Annotated in this window: 18 protein-coding genes; 8 read left to right on the forward strand and 10 right to left on the reverse strand. The window is 67.0% G+C overall.

The window, feature by feature from the left end; all coding sequences use genetic code 11:
- Positions 1-128: 128 nt before the first annotated feature.
- Together ACXMYJ_RS23625 and purB are read right to left on the reverse strand one after the other, a co-directional pair.
- Entirely contained in the window at positions 129-1,361 is a 1,233-nt protein-coding gene (locus ACXMYJ_RS23625; protein ID WP_260755394.1) for a cytochrome P450, read from the reverse strand.
- On the reverse strand, positions 1,358-2,776 hold the full coding sequence (gene purB, locus ACXMYJ_RS23630; protein WP_460359005.1) for an adenylosuccinate lyase: 1,419 nt from the start codon (positions 2,774-2,776) through the stop codon (positions 1,358-1,360). Before purB ends, ACXMYJ_RS23625 begins: the two co-directional genes overlap by 4 nt.
- Positions 2,777-2,830: 54 nt before the next feature.
- Here purB and relZ point away from each other — a divergent pair, with 54 nt between their 5' ends.
- Complete coding sequence (relZ, locus tag ACXMYJ_RS23635; protein ID WP_460359006.1) at positions 2,831-4,549, forward strand: bifunctional ribonuclease/(p)ppGpp synthase; 1,719 nt, start codon at positions 2,831-2,833, stop codon at positions 4,547-4,549.
- On the opposite strand, the gene ACXMYJ_RS23640 is transcribed toward relZ, so the two are convergent.
- Complete coding sequence (locus tag ACXMYJ_RS23640; protein WP_460359022.1) at positions 4,546-5,982, reverse strand: APC family permease; 1,437 nt, start codon at positions 5,980-5,982, stop codon at positions 4,546-4,548. The two genes, relZ and ACXMYJ_RS23640, sit on opposite strands and share 4 nt — an antisense overlap.
- 144 nt (positions 5,983-6,126) lie before the next feature.
- Complete coding sequence (locus tag ACXMYJ_RS23645; protein WP_260757818.1) at positions 6,127-6,735, reverse strand: TetR/AcrR family transcriptional regulator; 609 nt, start codon at positions 6,733-6,735, stop codon at positions 6,127-6,129.
- 96 nt (positions 6,736-6,831) lie between these two features.
- On the opposite strand from ACXMYJ_RS23645, the gene ACXMYJ_RS23650 reads away from it, so the two are divergent.
- Positions 6,832-7,656, forward strand: a complete 825-nt coding sequence (locus ACXMYJ_RS23650; protein ID WP_460359007.1) for an alpha/beta hydrolase — start codon at positions 6,832-6,834, stop codon at positions 7,654-7,656.
- On the opposite strand, the gene purD is transcribed toward ACXMYJ_RS23650, so the two are convergent.
- Positions 7,653-8,921: a phosphoribosylamine--glycine ligase gene (gene purD, locus ACXMYJ_RS23655; RefSeq protein WP_260755398.1), complete on the reverse strand. Its 1,269-nt coding sequence runs from the start codon at positions 8,919-8,921 to the stop codon at positions 7,653-7,655. The genes ACXMYJ_RS23650 and purD overlap by 4 nt on opposite strands.
- A gap of 119 nt (positions 8,922-9,040) precedes the next feature.
- On the opposite strand from purD, the gene ACXMYJ_RS23660 reads away from it, so the two are divergent.
- The gene (locus tag ACXMYJ_RS23660) at positions 9,041-10,273 is read left to right on the forward strand and encodes a cytochrome P450 (protein WP_460359008.1); all 1,233 of its coding nucleotides are present in this window, start codon (positions 9,041-9,043) and stop codon (positions 10,271-10,273) included.
- 29 nt (positions 10,274-10,302) lie between these two features.
- The gene (locus ACXMYJ_RS23665) at positions 10,303-10,896 is read left to right on the forward strand and encodes a TetR/AcrR family transcriptional regulator (protein WP_460359009.1); all 594 of its coding nucleotides are present in this window, start codon (positions 10,303-10,305) and stop codon (positions 10,894-10,896) included.
- Between the two features lie 31 nt (positions 10,897-10,927).
- Here ACXMYJ_RS23665 and ACXMYJ_RS23670 read toward each other — a convergent pair whose 3' ends face one another.
- The 5 genes from ACXMYJ_RS23670 to ACXMYJ_RS23690 form a co-directional block, all read right to left on the reverse strand.
- Entirely contained in the window at positions 10,928-12,154 is a 1,227-nt protein-coding gene (locus ACXMYJ_RS23670) for a hypothetical protein (protein WP_460359023.1), read from the reverse strand.
- On the reverse strand, positions 12,144-12,587 hold the full coding sequence (locus ACXMYJ_RS23675; RefSeq protein WP_460359010.1) for a carboxymuconolactone decarboxylase family protein: 444 nt from the start codon (positions 12,585-12,587) through the stop codon (positions 12,144-12,146). Before ACXMYJ_RS23675 ends, ACXMYJ_RS23670 begins: the two co-directional genes overlap by 11 nt.
- Positions 12,588-12,592: 5 nt before the next feature.
- Positions 12,593-13,459 (reverse strand): NAD(P)-dependent oxidoreductase, encoded by an 867-nt coding sequence (locus ACXMYJ_RS23680; protein ID WP_460359011.1) that lies wholly within the window; start codon positions 13,457-13,459, stop codon positions 12,593-12,595.
- 95 nt (positions 13,460-13,554) lie between these two features.
- A complete protein-coding gene (locus ACXMYJ_RS23685) occupies positions 13,555-14,316 on the reverse strand; it encodes an SDR family oxidoreductase (RefSeq protein WP_460359012.1) in 762 nt (253 codons plus the stop codon).
- A gap of 31 nt (positions 14,317-14,347) precedes the next feature.
- Positions 14,348-15,814 (reverse strand): aldehyde dehydrogenase, encoded by a 1,467-nt coding sequence (locus tag ACXMYJ_RS23690; RefSeq protein WP_460359013.1) that lies wholly within the window; start codon positions 15,812-15,814, stop codon positions 14,348-14,350.
- 175 nt (positions 15,815-15,989) lie between these two features.
- On the opposite strand from ACXMYJ_RS23690, the gene ACXMYJ_RS23695 reads away from it, so the two are divergent.
- From ACXMYJ_RS23695 to ACXMYJ_RS23710, 4 genes are read left to right on the forward strand one after another with little or no spacing between them, the layout of a single operon-like run.
- Entirely contained in the window at positions 15,990-16,586 is a 597-nt protein-coding gene (locus tag ACXMYJ_RS23695) for a TetR/AcrR family transcriptional regulator (RefSeq protein ID WP_260755405.1), read from the forward strand.
- Positions 16,583-17,791 (forward strand): cytochrome P450, encoded by a 1,209-nt coding sequence (locus ACXMYJ_RS23700; protein ID WP_460359014.1) that lies wholly within the window; start codon positions 16,583-16,585, stop codon positions 17,789-17,791. Before ACXMYJ_RS23695 ends, ACXMYJ_RS23700 begins: the two co-directional genes overlap by 4 nt.
- Positions 17,791-18,654, forward strand: coding sequence for an SDR family oxidoreductase (locus ACXMYJ_RS23705; RefSeq protein ID WP_260755407.1), 864 nt, complete (start codon positions 17,791-17,793; stop codon positions 18,652-18,654). Before ACXMYJ_RS23700 ends, ACXMYJ_RS23705 begins: the two co-directional genes overlap by 1 nt.
- A complete protein-coding gene (locus tag ACXMYJ_RS23710) occupies positions 18,651-20,009 on the forward strand; it encodes a cytochrome P450 (protein WP_460359015.1) in 1,359 nt (452 codons plus the stop codon). The genes ACXMYJ_RS23705 and ACXMYJ_RS23710 overlap by 4 nt, the downstream gene beginning before the upstream one ends.
- The last annotated feature ends 4 nt before the right edge of the window (positions 20,010-20,013 follow it).

Consider the following 20,013-nt stretch of genomic DNA (forward strand, 5'->3'; position numbering starts at 1 on the left):
CGAGCAGGCCCCTACCGGAGCACACAGGAAATGCTGGGCAGACCAGCGATTACCCCATGCCCACACCCCCGCACCACGAAGAACAGTCTCAGCAGACACATCAATCACTTCAGTCCACGGATCGAGGCTTAGGGTGAAGCGCTGAACTCGACCACCAGGTGCCGGATGCCGGTGTGCCGGTTGCTGCGTGTCCACTCGACCGGACGCGCGAGGGTCACGGCGTCGAAGCGCCGCAGGATCTCCTCGAAGATGACCCGCAGCTCCAGCCGCGCCAGGTTGGCTCCCAGGCAGTAGTGCACACCCTGACCGAAACCCAAGTGCGGGTTAGGTTTCCGGGTGATCTGGAAGTGGTCCGGCGCGGCGAAGGCGGCCGCGTCCCGGTTCGCCGAACCCTCCCAGACCAGCACCTTCTGTCCGGGCTCGACGGTGTGCCCGCCCAGGGTGGCGCGGCGGGTCACCGTGCGCCGCTTCGACGGTGACGGCGAGGTCCACCGCACCATCTCCTCGATGGCCGTGGGCAGCAGGCCGGGGTCGGCACGCAACTCGCGGTAGGCGGCCGGGTTCTCCACGAGTGCCAGCAGGCCGCCGGCGATGGCGTTGCGGGTGGTCTCGGCGCCGGCGCTGAACAGCAGATTGAAGAACAGGTAGCTCTCCAGGTCGGTCAGCTGCGGGTCGCCGGAGTTCACCACCACCGAGAGCATGTCGTCGGCGGGTTCGGCGCGCTTGGCCGCGATGAGTTCCTGACCGTACGTGAACATGCGTGACCCGGCCTCCTCTACGGAGAGCCGGGTGATCGACGCCTTGCGCGCGCCGCCGAAGTCGAAGCTGGGTTCGATCGCCTCGAACAGCCAATGCCGTTCGGACTCAGGCACACCGAGAAGGATGCAGATCATCTGCATCGGCACCTCGGCGGCGATGTCGGTGAGGAAGTCGACGGGGGTGTCGGGTTCGACATCGTCGAGCAGGCGCCGGGCCCGGGCGCGGAGGTCGTCCTCGACCCGGCGGATCATCCGGGGGGTCAGACCCGAACTGACCAGCCGGCGCACCGCGGCGTGGCGGGGATCGTCCATCATGTTCAACAGTTGACCGGCGATCGGCAGGTCCTGCAACAGCGTTCCGCCGAACGGGCGCTCCCCTCCGGTCACCGACGAGTAGGTGTCCGGGTCGCGAAAGACCGCAAGGGTTTGCGCGTGGGTCGCCACCGACCAGAAGCCCTCTCCGTCGGGGGTGTTCTCCGTCGGCTCATGCCAGTAGACGGGGGCGTGTTGGCGGTGCACCGCGAACAGCCCGTGCGGGAACCCGGCCGCGAAGTTGTCGAGATCGGTGAGGTCGACTCCCGCCAGGGCTCCCGGGACCGTCACAGAATGGCGCCCGAGGTGTATTTGGCCGCCTCGGGATACCGCCCGATCAGGTCGTCGACGGCCGCGACCACCCGGTCGACCTGGTCGCCGGCCGCACCGGTGAAGACCTGCTTGTCGGCCAGCGCGGCGTCGAGCGCGGCCCGATCCAGCGGCAGTCGCGGGTCGGCGGCCAGCCGGTCCAGCAGGTCGGGCTCGGCGCCTTTCTCACGCATCGCCAGCGCCACGGCGACGGCGTGTTCCTTGATGACCTCGTGGGCCGTCTCGCGTCCGACGCCGGCGCGCACCGCGGCGATCAGGATCCGGGTGGTGGCCAGGAACGGCAGGTAGCGGTCAAGTTCGCGCTGGATGACCGCCGGGTAGGCGCCGAACTCGTCGAGGACGGTCAGGAACGTCTCGGTCTGGCCGTCGAGGGCGAAGAACGCGTCCGGCAGCGCGACGCGGCGCACCACTGAGCAGAACACGTCGCCCTCGTTCCACTGCGCGCCGGCCAGCTCGGCGGCCATCGAACCGTATCCCCGCAGCACCACCTGAAGTCCGTTGACGCGCTCACACGAACGGGTGTTCATCTTGTGCGGCATCGCCGACGATCCGACCTGGCCCGGTGCGAAGCCCTCGGTGACCAGTTCGTGCCCGGCCATCAGCCGGATGGTGTGCGCCATCGACGACGCGCCGGCCCCGAGCTGGACCAGCGCGGACACCACGTCGTGGTCGAGCGAGCGCGGGTAGACCTGACCCACGCTGGTCAACATCTGGGAGAAGCCGAGGAACTGGGCGACCCGTCGCTCCAGGTCGGCGAGCCGTTCGGTGTCCCCGTCGAACAGGTCGAGCATGTCCTGCGCGGTCCCCATGGGCCCCTTGATGCCGCGCAGCGGGTACCGGTCGATCAGCTCGATCACCCGGTTCAGAGCGACCAGCAGCTCCTCGGCGGCCGACGCGAACCGCTTGCCCAGTGTCGTGGCCTGCGCGGCGACGTTGTGACTGCGCCCGGCCATCACCAGGTCGCAGTAAAGCGCGGCGCGTTCGGCCAGCCTGGCCAGCACCGCGATGGAGTGGTCACGCACCAGTTCCAGCGAGCGGCGGATCTGCAGCTGTTCGACGTTCTCGGTGAGGTCGCGGCTGGTCATGCCCTTGTGCACGTGCTCGTGGCCGGCCAGGGCGTTGAACTCCTCGATCCGCGCCTTCACGTCGTGGCGCAGCACCCGCTCCCGCGCGGCGATCGAGGCCAGATCCACGTTCTCCAGCACCCGCTCGTAGTCGGCGACCACACCGTCGGGCACGTTCACACCGAGCTCGGCCTGGGCTTTGAGCACCGCCAGCCACAACCGCCGCTCGGCGACGATCTTGGCTTCCGGCGACCAGATCGCCACCATCTCTTCGCTGGCATACCGGTTGGCCAGGACGTTGGGGACACTCACGAACACACAGCCTATCGGCCGCTGCACCGGCACAGAATGAGGCACAGTAGCCCCATGCACTTCGTCGGGCTCGACCTCGCCTGGGGTGAGAAGAACCAGACCGGTGTCGCCGTGGTCGACGCCGGCGGTCGGCTCCTGCATGTGGGGGCGGCCCAGGACGACGACAGCATCGTCGCGGCCCTCGCGCCCTTCACCGACGGCGAATGCCTGGTCGCGATCGACGCGCCGCTGATCGTCAAGAACGCGACCGGTCACCGGCCCGCCGAGACTGCCTACAACCGCGACTTCCAGCGCTTCGAGGCGGGTGCCCGCCCCGCGTTCACCGACCGGCCCGAGTTCAAAGAACCGCGGGCCGCCCGGATCGCCGAACGCCTGGGACTCGACATGGATCCGTCCTCTGGTTCGCCACGGCGCGCGATCGAGGTGTATCCGCATCCGGCGACCATCGTGCTGTTCGAACTGGAGAAGACGCTGAAGTACAAGCGTGGCCCGTTCGAGGACAGGCAGCGCGAACTGCTGCGGCTGATGACGCTGATCGAGGGTCTCGACGACGCCTCCCCGCGGCTGCGCGTCAACCGCAGCGTCGCATGGGTCGAATTGCGCAAACGGGTCGAGGCCGCGGTCAAACCGAGCCACCTCGACCGCGACGAGGACCCGGTGGACGCGGTGCTGTGTGCCTACGTCGGGCTCTACTGGTATCACCGCCCGCAGGACGTCACGATCTACGGCGACGCAGGCTCCGGCTACATCGTCACCCCGTCACTGCCGCCGGACCGGCGCCCGAAATCGGCTCGGGCACAACGGCCCAGGCAGTCAATTGCGGTGTCGCCGGCCGTCGCCGAATACGAGTCCCGGCGTCCCGCACTGGTCGCCGCGACCGAGCATTACCTCGGTCTGGTCACCGGCCTGCTCGACGAGGCCGGCATCAACTACCTGTCGGTCACGGCGCGCACCAAGACCGTGGAGTCGTTCGCCGCGAAGGCCGACCGACGCACCGCGGGCGGCCGGCCCGTCTTCACCGAGCCACTGGTCGAGATCACCGACTTGATCGGGTTGCGGGTCATCACCTATCTGCGTGAGGACGTCGCCTCGGTGGCCGAGCTCCTCTCGGAGGAAATGCGACTGCTCGACGACCGCGACATGGGGCAGGAGACCGCCCGTGAGGGCCGGTGGGGCTACGCCAGCAGACATCTGCTCGTCGGCGTGGAAGGAGTGCAGCAGCCCGCGTCGATCCAGGTGCGCACCGTGCTCCAGCACGCGTGGGCGGAGTTCGAACATGAAATCCGGTACAAGGGCTCGATTCCCGCCGCGCACGCCCCCGATCTGGACCGCCGCTTCACCCTGGCTGCCGGCTTGCTGGAGCTGGCCGACCGCGAATTCTCCGCCGTGCGGGAACGGCTGCGCACCGCCACCCCCGAGGTCACCGAGATCACCGACGACCCGAGGATCCCGACGGCGGTGTTGGCGACCTATCTCGGGAACCGGTTCCCCGATGCCGGCTGGTCGCGCACCGACCACTACGCATGGATCGCCGGGTTGCTTCTCGATCTGGGGATCGAGTCCATCGAGGCGCTGGACGCCCAGCTCCACGGAGTGGACACCGGCGCGGTGAATGCCGCGATGGACTATCGCTACCCGGCCGGCGCGGTGCGCCGGCTCGACGATGCGCTGCTGGCCCGATTCGGCCGTCGCTACCTGGAGCTGGACGGCAATGCTCACCGAACCACGTTGCTGGACAACCGCTTACAGCGGCTCACCGAAAGGCTCGGTTAGCTCGGGCCTGAACCGAGGTGGGTCGGGTCGGTGATGTGGCCGTCCCGGATGCCGAGTTGCTTGTTGATCTGCTGGGTGATGAAGAACAGCACGACGCCGATTGCGACCAGGACGCCGGCCACGATGTACTGCTGAGCGGGCCGTCCCGACATCGGCGTGACCAGATACAGCGAGGTCAGGAATCCGATCACCGGCAGCACCGTCGGGGTCCTGAAGTGCCCGCCGGCCTGGCGCACGTCGCGGCGCAGCACCAGCACGGCCACGTTCACGACGGCGAACACCGCGAGCAGCAGCAGGCTGGTGGTGCCGCCGAGCACCGCGATCGCGTTGCTGCTGGCGAACGCCGACACGTAGAGGATCAAACCGAACGCGATCAGCGTGGTGAACACGATGGCCACCCACGGTGACTGACGCGTCGGGTGCACGGTGCCGAGCACCGGCGGCAGCACGTGCTGGCGCGCCATGCCGTAGATCAGCCGGCTGGCCATCAGCATGTTGATCAGCGCGGTGTTCGACACCGCGAACATCGTGATGAACGGCAGGATCGCGTCGATCGGCAGCCCGGGAGCGCCGGCCTTGACGACCTCCACGAGCGGGGTGTCGCTGGCTTCGAGCTTGCCGACCGGCACGAGCGCCACCGCGACGATCGAGATCAGAACGTAGACAACGCCGGCGATCGACAGACCGGACAGCAGGATCTTCGGGAACGTCTTGACCGGATTCTTGGTCTCCTCGGCCATGTTCACCGAGTCCTCGAACCCGACCATCGCGAAGAACGCCAGCGAGGTCGCCGCCGAGATCGCCATGAAAGTGTTCTTGTCCTCGGAGGTCTCGAACGCGGTGATCCGGGAGAAGTCGACGTCGCCGCCACCGGTGAAGGCCCACAGCCCGACGAGGATCACCACCACCAGGCCGGTGATCTCGACGATGGTCAGCACCACGTTGAGCTTGACGCTCTCCCCGACGCCCCGGTAGTTGATCGCGGCCAGTGCGGCCATGAACAGAAGCGCCAGCACCGCGACACCGACCTTGGGCGCGTCCATTCCCACGCCTTCGAAGAAGTTCGCCGAGAACGCCCTCGAAGCCGTTGACGCCGAGGTGATCCCGGAACACATCACCACGAACGCGACCAGGAAGGTGATGAAGTGGATCCCGAAAGCCTTGTGCGCGTACAGCGCAGCGCCCGCGGCCTGAGGGTACTTCGTCACCAGCTCCAGGTAGCTGAACGCCGTCACGGTGGCCACGCCGAAGGCGACCAGGAACGGAAGCCACGCCGCCCCACCGACTTCACCGGCGACATCGCCGACAAGGGCGTAGACACCGGTGCCCAGGATGTCGCCGACGATGAACAGCAAAAGCAGACCGGGGCCCATGACGCGTTTGAGCTCAGGCTGTTTGGCACGCGTGTTCGGCCCGGCCACCGCTTCCGACATCACGCCTTCCTGAAATCCGTCGAAACCCTCATCATCGGCCAGTCGGGCCGGGACCGCAGCATCACCGCAGGATCCGACCCGATTCCGTGCCGCTCCCGCGACCATGCCCAATCCCAAGTAACCACCGGCGACGAGAAGCAAACGCTAGTTGAACGGGGCCAACACATCGATGACGTCGATCAGGGTGGCTCTGGCGGTGGCGCGCGGCCCCTCACCCTCGCTGACCAGCGCCGCGACCACCGCACCGTCGACCGCGCACACCAGCGCGGTGACCAGTTCGGCGCGCACCGACCGTCCCGACCGTTCGACGACTTCGACGACGGCTTCGCTGCGCTGCTTGAGGATACGCCGCTGGATGTCGCGCAGACTTGGCTGACGGGCACAGGCGATGTAGCGCTCGTAGCGGGAGATCATCTGCTCGGTGACGCGTTCGGGATTCTCGCCGACGAGAAGGTCCACCAGGATGTCGGCGGTGGATTCGGCGCCGCGACGGCGTCGTGACAACGTCTGCACGCGGCGCCGCAGCTGTTCACTCTCCCGGCTGCCGACATGCTCGACCGCCTTGGCGATGAGGTCATCCAGCGAAGAAAAATAGTAGGTCGTCGACGCCAGCGGCAGCCCGGCGCGGCGCGCCACGGCACGGTGGCGCACCGCATCGAAGCCACCTTCGCAGAGAAGGTCCGCCGCAGCGCTGACCAGCGCATACCGCCGACGTTCTCCCTTGGGAGTGACCGCTGCCGTCACCCAGAGAATCCTGCCAGCCACGGGGTTCCGGCATCGGTTTTTCGGCGAATCACCAGGCTTTCCCGCCCCGCGTTGGGCACGGCGTGGCCCGGCGCCGTCGATGGCATGATGTCGCGCATGCCGACCCTCAACCGCCGGGAGATGCTGGCGTTCGGACTGCGCGCGGGTTTGGTCGCCGCCGGGGCGTCGATGCTGGGCGACGCGGTGGCCTCGGCAGCGCCCGCGGCCACCTACGTGACCGACTCCTTCATCTCGGCGGCCCGCGGCGGCGCGGTCACCAACTGGGCCGTCGCGCGCCCGCCGGATCAGACCGCACCGTTGCGCCCGGTGATCCTGTTGCACGGCAAGGACTCCTCGGCGCACACCGTGATGTCGATGGGGGCCGAACAGTTCCTGGCCGATGCGGTCCGGGCCGGCTTGCCGCCGTTCGCGATCGCCGCCGTCGACGGCGGCAACGGGTACTGGCACCGGCGCGCCTCCGGTGACGACTCCGGGGCGATGGTGCTCGACGAATTCCTGCCGCTGCTCGCCGAACAGGGACTGGACATCTCGCGGGTCGCGTTCCTGGGCTGGTCGATGGGCGGCTACGGAGCGATGCTGCTGGGCTCGCGTCTGGGCCCCGCCCGCACCGCCGCGATCTGTGCGGTCAGTCCCGCGCTGTGGACCTCGCCCGGCGCCGCAGCGCCGGGCGCGTTCGACGGCGCCGCCGACTACGAGGCGAACACCGTGTGGCGTCTGCCCGCCCTCAACGAGATACCGCTGCGCATCGACTGCGGGTTCGACGATCCCTTCTACGCCGCCACCCGGCAGTTCGTCGCCCAGCTACCGACGCCCCCGGCGGGCGGCTTCCCCCCCGGTGGCCACGACGCGGGGTTCTGGTCCTCGCAGCTGACCGCCGAGTTGAGCTGGGCGGCACCGCTACTGGTCTAGAGCGAGATCCGGCCCTCGGCCGCCGCCTGTCCGATGTCATGCCGGAAGTGGCTGCCCGGCAACCGGATCGCACCGATCGTCGCGTAGGCGGCTTCACGGGCAGCGTTCAGATCCGGCCCCGTCCCGACCACCGACAGCACCCGGCCACCCGAGGACACCAGGCTCCCGTCCTCGCGCCGGGCGGTACCCGCGTGCAGCACCCCGTCCTGGTCCGCGCCGTGGATCACGTCACCGACCCGCGGTCGTCCCGGATAGTTCTCCGCGGCCAGCACGACGGTGACCGCCGAACCGTCCAGCCATTGCAGCGCCGGGTGGCCGGCCAACTCACCGGTGGCCGCGGCGCGCAGCAGTTGACCTAGCGGCGACTCCAGCAGAGCGAGCACGGCCTGGGTCTCCGGGTCACCGAAGCGGCAGTTGAATTCCACGACCGCCGGCCCGGCCGACGTGATCGCCAGCCCGGCATACAACAGACCCGAGAACGCGCTTGACCGCCTGACCAGTTCGGCGGCAACGGGTTTGACGATTTCGTCGACGATCTGACGAGTGATCTCGGCCGGCAGCCACGGCAGCGGCGTGTAGGCGCCCATCCCGCCGGTGTTGGGTCCGGTGTCGTTGTCGCCGACCCGTTTGAAGTCCTGGGCGGGCAGCAGCGGCACCACCGTCTCGCCGTCCACGACGCAGAACAGTGACACCTCGGGTCCGTCGAGGAACGATTCCAGCAGCACCGGGTGTCCCGCGTCGAGTAACCCGGCCGCATGCGCGCGAGCGGTGTCGCGGTCCGGCGTGACGACCACACCCTTACCGGCGGCCAACCCGTCGTCCTTGACCACCCAGGCTGCCTGCCCGGCGGGAGGGCCGAACCGGTCCAGCGCCTCATCGAGGTGGCCGGGGTTGTCGACGATCTCACTGCCCGCGGTGCGCACGCCCGCAGCCGACATCACGTCTTTGGCGAACGCCTTCGACCCTTCGATGCGGGCGGCATCCTTCGTCGGACCGAAGCAGGCGATCCCGGCCGCGCGGACCGCGTCGGCGACACCGAGCACCAGCGGCACCTCGGGCCCGATGACCACCAGGTCGGCCCCGATACGACGGGCCAGCGCGGTGACCGCCTCTCCGGACGTGACGTCGACGTCGTATTGATCGGCCACCGCCGCGGTGCCCGGGTTGCCCGGCGTCACCGACAGCGCGTCGACCTCCGGGTCTCGGCGCAGTGCGAGCAGCAGCGCGTGTTCACGGGCTCCGGATCCAACCACCAGGACGTGCACAGATGGACACCCTAGTGGCACCGAGCGCCGGACTCTCGACATCGTCGGCCATACATATTAGCGCCGCAGTGTATGGTCGAGGTTGAGTGCTGCACGTCACACCATGAGGAGATTTCCCCTTGACCGCGACCCAGAGCTGCCCGTTCCTGCCCCCCGGTTACGACTTCACCGACCCTGATGTGCTGCGCAAGGGCATCCCGGCGACCGAGTTCGCGGAGTTACGCAAGACCGCCCCGGTGTGGTGGAACGAACAGGCGGAGTCGATCTTCGACGACGGCGGCTACTGGGTGATCTCGCGACATGAGGACATCAAGGCGATCTCGCGCAACAGCGCGCAGTGGTCCACCAACGCCAAGGGAGCGGTGATGCGCCTTCCCGACGGGGTGACCGCCGAACAGCTTGACCTGACCAAGGCGCTGCTGATCAACCACGATGCCCCCGAGCACACCCGACTGCGCAAGATCGTGTCGCGCCTGTTCACGCCCAGGGCGATCGCAGGAATGGAAGCCAAGCTCGCCGACGCCGCCCGCGAGATCGTCCGCGGCGCCGCCGCGAAGGACAGCGGCAATTTCGTGGACGACGTCGCGATGATGCTGCCGCTGCAGGCCATCGCCGACCTCATCGGCGTCCCCGAAGAGGACCGGGAGAGGCTGTTCGATTGGTCCAACGCGATCTTGAACACCGACGACCCGGACTTCGACTCAGATCCCACGATGGCCAACGCCGAGTTGATGGGCTACGCCTACACGATGGCCGAGGACCGCCGCCGGTGCCCTGCCGACGACATCGTGACCCGACTGGTCCAGGCTGACCTGGACGGCGAATCGATGGGCGAGGTCGAATTCGCGTTCTTCGTGATCCTGCTCGCGGTGGCCGGTAACGAGACGACCCGTAACGCGATGACGCACGGAATGAACGCCTTCTTCGACAACCCCGACCAATGGACGCTGTTCAAGCGGGAACGCCCCGACACCGCCATCGACGAGATCATCCGCTGGGCCACCCCGGTGCACTGCTTCCAGCGCACGGCACTCGAGGATGTCGAGGTGGGCGGTGTCACGATTGCCAAGGGGCAGCGGGCCGGACTGTTCTACAGCTCGGCGAATTTCGACGAGGCGGTGTTCGACGACCCGTTCACCTTCGATATTCGCCGGAACCCCAACCCCCACTTGGCCTTCGGAGGCAACGGCGCACACTTCTGCATCGGCGCGAACCTGGCCCGCATGGAGATCAAGTTGATGTTCAACGAGGTCGCCGACCAGATTCCCGACATCTCGAAGGTGGCCGAGCCGCAGCGGCTGCGATCCGGCTGGATCAACGGGGTCAAGGACCTGCAGGTCGCCTACCGGTAGCCCGATCACGGGTGGCCTACAGTTCGTGGGTGCGCACCCACGGTTGGTCAGGAGCCAAGCCTGCCTCGGACGAGGAGGCCGTTGCACGCATCCTCGCGGCCGCGGGCAAGGTCATCGAGGAACGCGGCGCCGACTTCAGCATCTCCGACGTGGCCCGCACCGTCGGCGTCACGCGTCAGACGGTGTACCGGTACTTCTCCAGCACCGAGGCCCTGCTGGTGGCGGCCGCGGTGCACGCCGTCGATGGGTTCCTCCAGCGGCTGGCCGCTCACCTGACCGGTATCACCGATCCGGCCGAGGCGGTCGCCGAGGCAGTGGCGACCGCGCTGGAGTGGTTGCCCCGCGAGAAGTACATCGGGCTGATCATGGTGCCCGGCGGCTCCAGTCATGTGCAGTCGGTTACCTCCGACATCGCGCTGCGGTTCGCGCGCGACATGGTGGGCCGTCTCGACGTGGACTGGGCGGCCGCGGGTTTCGACGACCCGGGTCTCGATCAGCTCTCCGAGCACCTGCTGCGCATCATCCAGTCCTTCGTGATCGACCCCGGCCGGCCCCCGCGCAGCGGCGACGAGCTGCGGGCCTACCTGCGTCGGTGGGTCGGCAACGCGGTACTGCCCCGCTGACGCCCGGGAACGCGCGGCGCGGCCCTGGGGGTCAGACGACGGTGAGCGGCAGTGACTTCCGGTCCTCGAACTGCCAGGACGCACCCCGGCTGAACTTGCACACCTCGACCTCGGGCAGCTCCTTGGCCGCGGTGTCGGTCTCGATGACGCGGACGGTCCAGTCGCTCTCGGTACCGGAGACCTCGGCCCGCAGATGCGGGTCCACCGCAGCCACGATCGCCTGCAGTGGCAGATCCGCCACGGGCGAAACCAGCGAGATCCACGACCCGTCCTCGTGCGCCGGTGACGAACGCACGTGCACGAACCCGGGATCGACGTCGGCCCTGACGTACGCGGCGGGATTGAGCAGCGGGTGCAGCTCGAGCACCCGCAGCGCCCCCCTGGCGTCCGTGGACAGGTTGAGCGCCCGATGGATCCGCTCCGCAGCCACACCGGCGATGCCGATCAGCTGTTTGGTGCGGATGGTGCGCGCCAGCGCGGCGTCGTCCTTGGCGCGGGCCTCGACGGCGAGGTTGAACGACAGCACCAGCAGATGCATCTGCAGACATACCTCGTCGGCGATACGGACCAGCGCCGAGTGCGAGAACGCGCCGAAGTCGACGTCCGACACCAGCGGGCCCGAATAGTCCGCCATACCTTCGTCGTCGCGATCGATCGGCTCCAGCACGGTGTTGTAGGCGTGGCTGGCTGCGACGATGTCGAGTTGCGGGATGAAGTCCACCTCGGGGTACGACTCGTCGATGATCACCGTCCACGCGCAGTGCGGGTGGCGGTCTGCCGGGGTCCGTGGCGGACGGTGGATCGGACGGACCTGGCACCTGCGGTTGGTGGCCAGAGCGGTGGCGTCGAACGTCGGGTCCTCGATGTCGTGGCACATTCCGCGGACGTAGTCCTCGCCCATCGGCTCGACGTCGAGCAGCGCGCCACAGTGATCGAGGTGGAACTCGCCATGCCACCGGTCGTGGACGGTGTAGCGGAAATCCATGAACTGCGGCGGCGCACCGATATCCAGTTGCAGGCCCTTGAAGATCGTGATGATGTCGTCGCCTTCGTACCTGAGGGCCTTCTGCATCCGCTTGGTGTAGAGCGGGCTGGAGCCGGCCCACTCCTCGATCGCGATCTGCAGCATCTCCTCTCGGCCGAAATTACTGATACACCAGGCCATCCCGGAACGGTCGATCAGCTGACCGATGAGCAGCAGTTCGGGCACCAGCGTGGCCAGTTCCTCGCGCGTCAGCGCGGCGTACCTACTCATCATCGAGCGTGCCACCCGAGTGCATCTGCAGGGCCGCGTTCACGTTCGCTTTCCGGTCCTCACCCTGGCCGCGTTCGGCTGCCTTCTTACGCTGCTTCGCCACCTTCGACACCGCCCCGTCCAGCTTGGAGCCCAACGGGAAACCCAGATAGTGGGTGAGGAACACCGCCATCTCCTTGAGTTCCTCGACCGTGAGTTCGCCGTTGGCCAGCGCTGCGTTGACTTGGATCTCCGCCAGGTCCGAACTCCCCACTGCAGTCACGGCGGTCAGCGTCAGCATCCGCTTTTCCCGCATCGACAGGCCGGGCCGGGTCCAGATGGTCCCGAACAGATGCTCGACGGTCAGGTCGAAGTACGGGTCGCCCTGAATGTCGGGCATCTCCCACCCGTACACCTCGTTCATCTTCTCGAGGCCCTTACGGCGCACGTCATCCATGTCGGCTACTCCTTAATGCTTGGCGAGGTGTGGGGGACACCGAGTCCGGCGGCCAGATCGCGCAAGGCTATTTCGGCCAGCGGCAGTTCCACCCCGGTGGTCTCACCGAGGCCGAGCGCCAGGCGCAGATCCTTCTCGGCCAGGCCACGGGTGTGGACGAACATGTCGTGCAAGAAGTGTTCGGAGGCAAGAGGTTTGGTATCGTCGCGGAACATGATCGCCCCCGGTCCGCCGCTCTGCGCATCACTGTGGCGTACCACCCGGCCCAGCTTCTGCAGGTCGATGCCCGCCGCCTCGGCGAGCTTCTGCGCCTCGCACACCGCGGCGAATCCGATGAACGTCAGCATGTTGCGCGCCACCTTCATCCGCGTGCCGGCACCCGGCTCCCCCGCGCGGACCACCAGCGACGCCCACCGTTTGAACACCGGCTTGACTTTCTCGTAGGCCTCGTCGTCTGCACCGACCATCACCGCAAGCTCGCCCTTGTCGGCGGCGCCGGCGCCGCCGCTGACCGGCGCATCGACGATGCTGATCCCCTTGGGCCGCAACTGTCCAGCCAACTCAGGCGCGGTTTCGGGCTCGATGGTGGAATGGATCGCGATGACGGTGCCCGGCTTGGCGTGCGCGGCGAGCTCACCGACGACATCACGCACCTGCTCGTCATTGAGCACCGTGACGCTGATGACGTCGGCGGCCGCGACATCAGCGACACTGTCGGCCAGCGTGGCGCCCAGCTCGGCCAGCGGGGTCATCGCCTCAATCCGGACATCGAACACGATCAGCCCGCCGGGCCAGTTCGCCAGCCGCTTGGCCATGGGAGCGCCCTGGTTTCCCAGACCGATATAACCCAGCTTGAGGTCGTCAGCACTCATCAAAACCCTCTGTTCTTCGCGCAAGCGCTCATCCGTGTCCTCTGTTCTTCGCGCAGGCGCTCATCCATGTCCTCTGTTCTTCGCGCAGGCGCTCATCACCGGATGATCTGTCCGCCGTCGACGTTGAAGATCTGCCCGGTGATCCACTTGGCCTGGTCGGACAGCAGGAACAGCAACATGCCGACCAGGTCCTCGGGTTCACCCATGCGCGACAACGGGATTCCCTTGACGATGTCGGCGACCATCTCCTGCGGCGTGGTGGTCCGGTTGGCCTCGGTGTCGATCGGCCCCGGCGCGATCGCGTTGACGCGGATGTTCTGCCCGCCGAGCTCGGTGGCCAGCTGCTGGGTCAGCCCGTTGATCCCGACCTTGGCCAACCCGTAGAAGTTCGAGTACAGCCAGGCTGCGGTCGACGACTGATTGACGATGGCGCCGCCGCCGCGCTTGGCCATCTTGCGATAGACCGCCCGGGTGCACACCAGCGCACCGTCGAGGTTCACGCTCATGAACTTCTTGTAGTAGTCCCAGTCGACGGTGATCAGGAAGTCGAGCTTCATCCCGCCGAAGATCGCGGCGTTGTTCACCAGGTAGTCGATGCCGCCGAACTCCGAGAGTGTCTGCGCCGCCATCTCTTTGGCCGAGGCCGGGTCGGACACATCGACCCGGACGGCCAGCGCGTTGCCGCCCTCGCCCTTGATACCGTCGGCGACCTTCTGCGCGCCTTCGGTGTTGATGTCGGCGACGACGACCGCCGCGCCCTCACGGGCCAGTGCCTCGGCGTAGGCCTGACCGATGCCGCCCCCGGCGCCGGTGACGATGGCCACCTTCTCCTTGAACTGATCTCCGTAAAGTCCCATTGACGTCTCCTTGGTTGACCGGCCCGGCATGTCAGACGGCAGTGGCGATCGCCTTGATCTCGAGGTATTCCTCGAAACCGGCGAGCCCCATCTCCCGGCCGATGCCGGATTGCTTGTAGCCCCCGAAAGGCATGTCGGCGGAGTACCAGACACCACCGTTGATGTTGACCGTCCCCACCCGAAGACGGGCGGCCACGGCGTTGGCGCGGTCGAGATCCGGTGAGAACACCGTGCCCGACAAGCCGTACGGCGAGTCGTTGGCGATGCGCACAGCGTCGTCGTCGCCGTCGTGGGCGATGACGGTCAGCACCGGACCGAAGATCTCCTCGCGAGAGACCTTGGCGTTGTTGTCGAGGCCCGCGATCACGGTGGGCTCGATGAAGAAGCCGGTGTCGCGGTCGGCGGGACGCCCACCGCCGCAGGCGAACCGGCCGCCCTCGGCGATGGCGGAGTCGAGGTAGCCCTGGATCCGATCGCGCTGTCGCGCCGAGATCACAGGTCCGCACACCGTGCCCGGGTTGGTCGGATCCCCGGGATTGAGGCCACCCATGGTGGCCGCAGCGGCGTCAACGGCTTCGTCGTACCGGGCGCGGGGAACGACCAGGCGGGTGGTGATAGCGCACCCCTGCCCGGCATGCATCGACGCGGTGAACGCCGCCATCGAACAGGCACCGGCAAGATCGGCGTCGTCGAGTACCAGGAACGCCGACTTGCCGCCGAGCTCGAGAAACACCTTCTTCAGGGTGGCCGACCCGTCGGCCATCACTGCCCGCCCGGTGTTCGTCGACCCGGTGAACGAGACCATGTCCACCCGTGGGTCTTTCGACAGCAGCGCACCCACACCGTGGTCACTGGAGGTGACGATGTTGACCACCCCGGCCGGGAAGTCGGTGTGCTCGGTGATCAGCTCGCCGAGCACCGCCGCCGCCCAGGGTGTGTCAGGAGCAGGCTTGAGCACCAACGTGTTTCCGGCGGCGAGCGCCGGGCCGATCTTGGCCAGATTGATCTGGTGCGGGAAGTTCCACGGGGTGATCGCGCCGACCACGCCGATGGCTTCGCGTGCGATCGTGCGCTGAGTCTTGATGCCCATCGGCGACGCGGTACCGAAGTCGGTGGACCACCGGTAGGACTCTGCCATGTCCGCGCAGAACGTCAGGTCCTCGACAGGGCCTTCGAGTTGGGCGGCCGCGGTGAGCATCCGCGGCGCTCCGACCTCCGCCATCGTCAACTCCCGCAGTTCCTCGACATGGTCGCGCATCGCCCGCTGTAACTGCCGGATACAGCGCACGCGCAGCTCGGTGTCGGTCGCCCAGCCCGTCTCGTCGAAGCTGCGGCGGGCAGCGCCGATCGCCGCACTCATGTCCTCGGCGTTCGCGTCGGCGGCCGCACCGAGTGTCTCCTCGGTGGCGGGATTGACGGTGGGGAACGTGCCCGCGCTTCCGGCGACGAGCTTTCCGTCGATGAGCAGCCGGCTTTCGCGATCGGCCAGGACTGGCATCCGACCTCCTGTGTCTGATTGCTGGACAACTGTCCGAAATAGTTCTTTCGAACCATAGCCTCAGGCATCGACCTCAAGCAAGGATCGGCGGCCGGCACTTCCAGCAGAGGCGGTATGCGCTGGTATTTTTGTTCGCCGCTTGCCTCATGCATGTGCGGTCGGATAGCTTGGACAGGTGTCCAGTGATGCTGTTGCCGCGCTCACAGATGGCTCGACGCATCCGCCACGCAACCGTCGACAGGAAGAGACCTTCCGTAAGGTGCTGGCCGCCGGTCTGGAGATGTTGCGCGAGTCCTCTTATGCCGACCTGACGGTGCGCGCGGTGGCGGCTCGGGCCAAGGTGGCGCCGGCCACCGCCTATACGTACTTCTCGTCGAAGAATCATCTGATCGCCGAGATCTACCTCGATCTCATCCGCCAGGTCGACTACTTCACCGACGTCAACGACAGCACCGTCACGCGCGTCGAGAAGACGCTGCGCACCATGGCCCTCATGGTCGCCGACGAACCCGAGGTGGCGGCGGCCTGCACCACAGCGCTGCTCTCTGGCAACGACGCCGCCGTCCGTGCGGTCCGCGAGCGTATCGGCGCCGAGATCCACCGCCGAATCCGCGCCGCGGTCGGCCCGGATCCGGACCATCGCACGCTGGCCGCGTTGGAGATGACGTTCTTCGGCGCCCTCGTCAACGCCGGCAGCGGCGCCTTCACCTATCACCAGATCGCCGACCGGCTGAGCTACGTGGTCGGCCTCATAGTCGGAGAGGACCGTTGACAATCAGCGAGGTACGGCTCGACCCGTACGACTACGACTTCCATGAGGACCCCTACCCGTACTACAGGCGGCTGCGCGACGAAGCCCCGTTGTACCGCAACGAGGAACTCGGGTTCTGGGCACTGTCCCGCCACGCGGACGTGCTGAAGGGTTTCCGCAACAGCACCACGCTGTCCAACAAGTTCGGCGTCTCACTGGATCCGGCGTCGCGCGGGCCGCATGCGTCGAAGACCATGTCCTTCCTGGCCATGGATGATCCCGACCACCTGCGGCTACGCACGCTGGTCTCGAAGGGCTTCACCCCGCGGCGCATCCGCGAACTCGAACCGCGCGTCACCGAGATCGCGGTAGCGCATCTGGACAGCATGCTGGAGATCGCGAGAACCGGTGTCACCGTTGATTACGTGGACGAATTCGCCGGCAAGCTCCCGATGGATGTGATCTCCGAATTGATGGGAGTACCCGAAGCCGACCGCGTCCAGGTGCGGGCGTGGGCGGATGCGGTGATGCACCGTGAGGAGGGCGTCACCGATGTGCCCGACTCGGCCATCGAGGCGTCGCTGAACCTGATCGTGTACTACCAGCAAATGGTGGCCGAGCGCCGCAAGAAGCTCACCGACGATCTGACGTCGGCTCTGCTGGAGGCCGAGATCGACGGGGACCGGCTCACCGACGACGAGATCATCGGCTTCATGTTCCTGATGGTGATCGCCGGCAACGAGACCACCACGAAACTACTTGCCAATGCCGCTTTTTGGGGACATCGGAATCCCGACCAGCTGACACCGGTCTACGACGACCTGGAGCGGGTGCCGCTGTGGGTCGAGGAGACGCTGCGCTACGACACGTCGAGCCAGATCCTGGCCCGCACCGTGTCGGGTGAGCTGACGCTCTACGACACCAGGATCCCCGACGGCGACGTGCTGTTGCTCCTGCCCGGTTCGGCGCACCGCGACGAGCGGGTGTTCGAGAACCCCGATGACTACCTCATCGGGCGTGAGATCGGCTCCAAGCTCATGAGTTTCGGCAGTGGCGCACACTTCTGCCTCGGCGCGCATCTGGCGCGCATGGAGGCACGGGTGGCACTGGCCGAGTTGTTCAAGCGAATCCGCGGGTATGAAGTCGACGAGGCCAACGCCGTCCGAGTCCACTCCAGCAATGTCCGCGGGTTCGCTCACCTTCCGATTCATGTGGAGATTCGCTGATGCCTCGTTTTGATCCTCTGCCCGACCGGCGTCCCGCCCTGGTCGCCGGCGCCTCGTCCGGAATCGGGGAAGCCACCGCGATCGAGCTTGCCTCGCGGGGATTTCCGGTGGCGCTCGGCGCACGCCGTGTCGAGAAATGCCAGGAGACGGTCGACAAGATCCGCGCCGACGGCGGTGAGGCGGTCGCCGTACATCTGGACGTCACCGATCCCGATTCGGTGAAGGCGTGCGTCGAGCAGACCGTCTCCGAGCTCGGGGAGATCGAGATCCTGGTCGCCGGCGCCGGCGACACCTACTTCGGCAAGCTCGATTCGATCAGCACCGAACAGTTCGAGTCACAGATCCAGATCCACCTGATCGGCGCGAACCGGGTTGCCACCGCAGTGCTGCCCGGCATGCTCGAACGCCGGCGCGGCGACCTGATCTTCGTCGGATCCGATGTGGCGCTGCGGCAACGGCCGCACATGGGCGCCTACGGCGCCGCCAAGGCGGGGCTGGTCGCGATGGTCACCAACTACCAGATGGAACTCGAGGGCACCGGCGTCCGCGCGTCGATCGTGCACCCCGGCCCGACCAAGACCTCGATGGGCTGGAGTCTGCCGGCAGAACTGATCGGACCGGCCCTGGAGGACTGGGCCAAGTGGGGCCAGGCCCGCCACGACTACTTTCTGCGTGCCGCCGATCTGGCCCGCGCCATCACGTTCGTCGCCGAGACCCCGCGCGGCGGGTTCATCGCCAGCATGGAGCTGCAGCCCGAAGCTCCGCTCGCCTCGGTCAAGGACCGTCAGCAACTGAAGGTCGATGAGGAGTCGCTTCCTGGGAGCAGGAGCGAAGCGACCCGAGGGAGGGATTTGAAATCATGACGGCTCTTACAGAGGTACAGCGGGTCTCCGGCGGGGAAGAGGAGCACGGCCACCTCGAAGAGTTCCGCACCGACCCGATCGGTTTGATGAAGCGCATTCGAGAGGAGTGCGGGGACGTCGGCTGGTTCCAGCTGGCCGGCAAACAGGTGGTGTTGCTCTCGGGTGCCGAAGCCAACGAGTTCTTTTTCCGGTCCAGCGACAGCGAACTCAACCAGGCCGAGGCCTACCCGTTCATGACGCCGATCTTCGGCGAAGGCGTGGTGTTCGACGCCGACCCGGAGCGCCGGGCCGAGATGCTGCACAACACCGCGTTGCGCGGCGAGCAGATGAAAGGCCATGCCGCGACGATCGAGGCGGAGGTCCGCAAGATGATCGCCGACTGGGGCGACGAAGGCGAGATCGAGCTGCTGGACTTCTTCTCCGAGCTGACGATCTACACCTCGACGGCGTGTCTGATCGGGCTGAAGTTCCGCGATCAGCTGGACTCACGGTTCGCCAACTACTACCACCTCCTCGAGCGCGGCACCGACCCGCTCTGCTACGTCGACCCGTATCTGCCGATCGAGAGCTTCCGCATCCGCGACGAGGCGCGGGCCAGTCTGGTCGAACTGGTGCAGGAGGTCATGCACGGCCGAATCGCCACCCCGCCCAAGGACAAGAGCGATCGCGACCTGCTCGACGTGCTGGTCTCGATCAAGGATGAGGACGGCAACCCGCGCTTCTCGGCCAACGAGGTCACCGGCATGTTCATCTCGCTGATGTTCGCCGGTCACCACACCAGCTCGGGCACGTCGTCGTGGACGCTGATCGAGCTGCTCCGGAATCCGGAGTTCTACTCCAAAGTCCAGCAGGAGCTCGACGATCTCTATGCCGACGGGCAGGAGGTGAGCTTCCATGCGCTGCGCCAGATCCCGAATCTGGACAACGCGTTGAAGGAGACGCTGCGGCTGCACCCGCCGCTGATCATCCTGATGAGGGTGGCCCAGGACGAGTTCGAGGTCGCCGGATATCCGATCCACAAGGGCCAGATGGTGGCGGCCTCCCCCGCCATCTCCAACCGGATCCCCGAGGATTTCCCCGACCCCGATGCCTTCGACCCCGACCGCTACGACAAGCCGCGACAAGAGGACCTCATCAACCGCTGGACCTGGATTCCGTTCGGCGCAGGCAAGCACCGCTGCGTCGGTGCGGCGTTCGCGCAGATGCAGATCAAGGCGATCTTCTCGGTGCTGTTGCGCGAGTACGAGTTCGAGATGTCGCAGCCGCCCGAGAGCTATCAGAACGACCACTCGAAGATGGTCGTGCAATTGGCGCGACCGGCGAAGGTCAAATACCGCAAGCGAGCCAAGAACTGACGGA

It is taken from the genome of Mycobacterium sp. ZZG (assembly GCF_054786995.1).

Excerpts from the sequence above, each read along its gene's own strand:
- ACXMYJ_RS23710 (WP_460359015.1), top strand. The coding sequence starts at position 18,651 with ATGACGGCTCTTACAGAGGTACAGCGGGTCTCCGGCGGGGAAGAGGAG.
- ACXMYJ_RS23670 (WP_460359023.1), bottom strand. The coding sequence starts at position 12,154 with ATGATGAGTAGGTACGCCGCGCTGACGCGCGAGGAACTGGCCACGCTG.
- ACXMYJ_RS23640 (WP_460359022.1), bottom strand. The coding sequence starts at position 5,982 with ATGTCGGAAGCGGTGGCCGGGCCGAACACGCGTGCCAAACAGCCTGAG.
- ACXMYJ_RS23650 (WP_460359007.1), top strand. The coding sequence starts at position 6,832 with ATGATGTCGCGCATGCCGACCCTCAACCGCCGGGAGATGCTGGCGTTC.
- ACXMYJ_RS23685 (WP_460359012.1), bottom strand. The coding sequence starts at position 14,316 with ATGGGACTTTACGGAGATCAGTTCAAGGAGAAGGTGGCCATCGTCACC.
- relZ (WP_460359006.1), top strand. The coding sequence starts at position 2,831 with ATGCACTTCGTCGGGCTCGACCTCGCCTGGGGTGAGAAGAACCAGACC.
- ACXMYJ_RS23690 (WP_460359013.1), bottom strand. The coding sequence starts at position 15,814 with ATGCCAGTCCTGGCCGATCGCGAAAGCCGGCTGCTCATCGACGGAAAG.
- ACXMYJ_RS23680 (WP_460359011.1), bottom strand. The coding sequence starts at position 13,459 with ATGAGTGCTGACGACCTCAAGCTGGGTTATATCGGTCTGGGAAACCAG.
- ACXMYJ_RS23675 (WP_460359010.1), bottom strand. The coding sequence starts at position 12,587 with ATGGATGACGTGCGCCGTAAGGGCCTCGAGAAGATGAACGAGGTGTAC.
- ACXMYJ_RS23705 (WP_260755407.1), top strand. The coding sequence starts at position 17,791 with ATGCCTCGTTTTGATCCTCTGCCCGACCGGCGTCCCGCCCTGGTCGCC.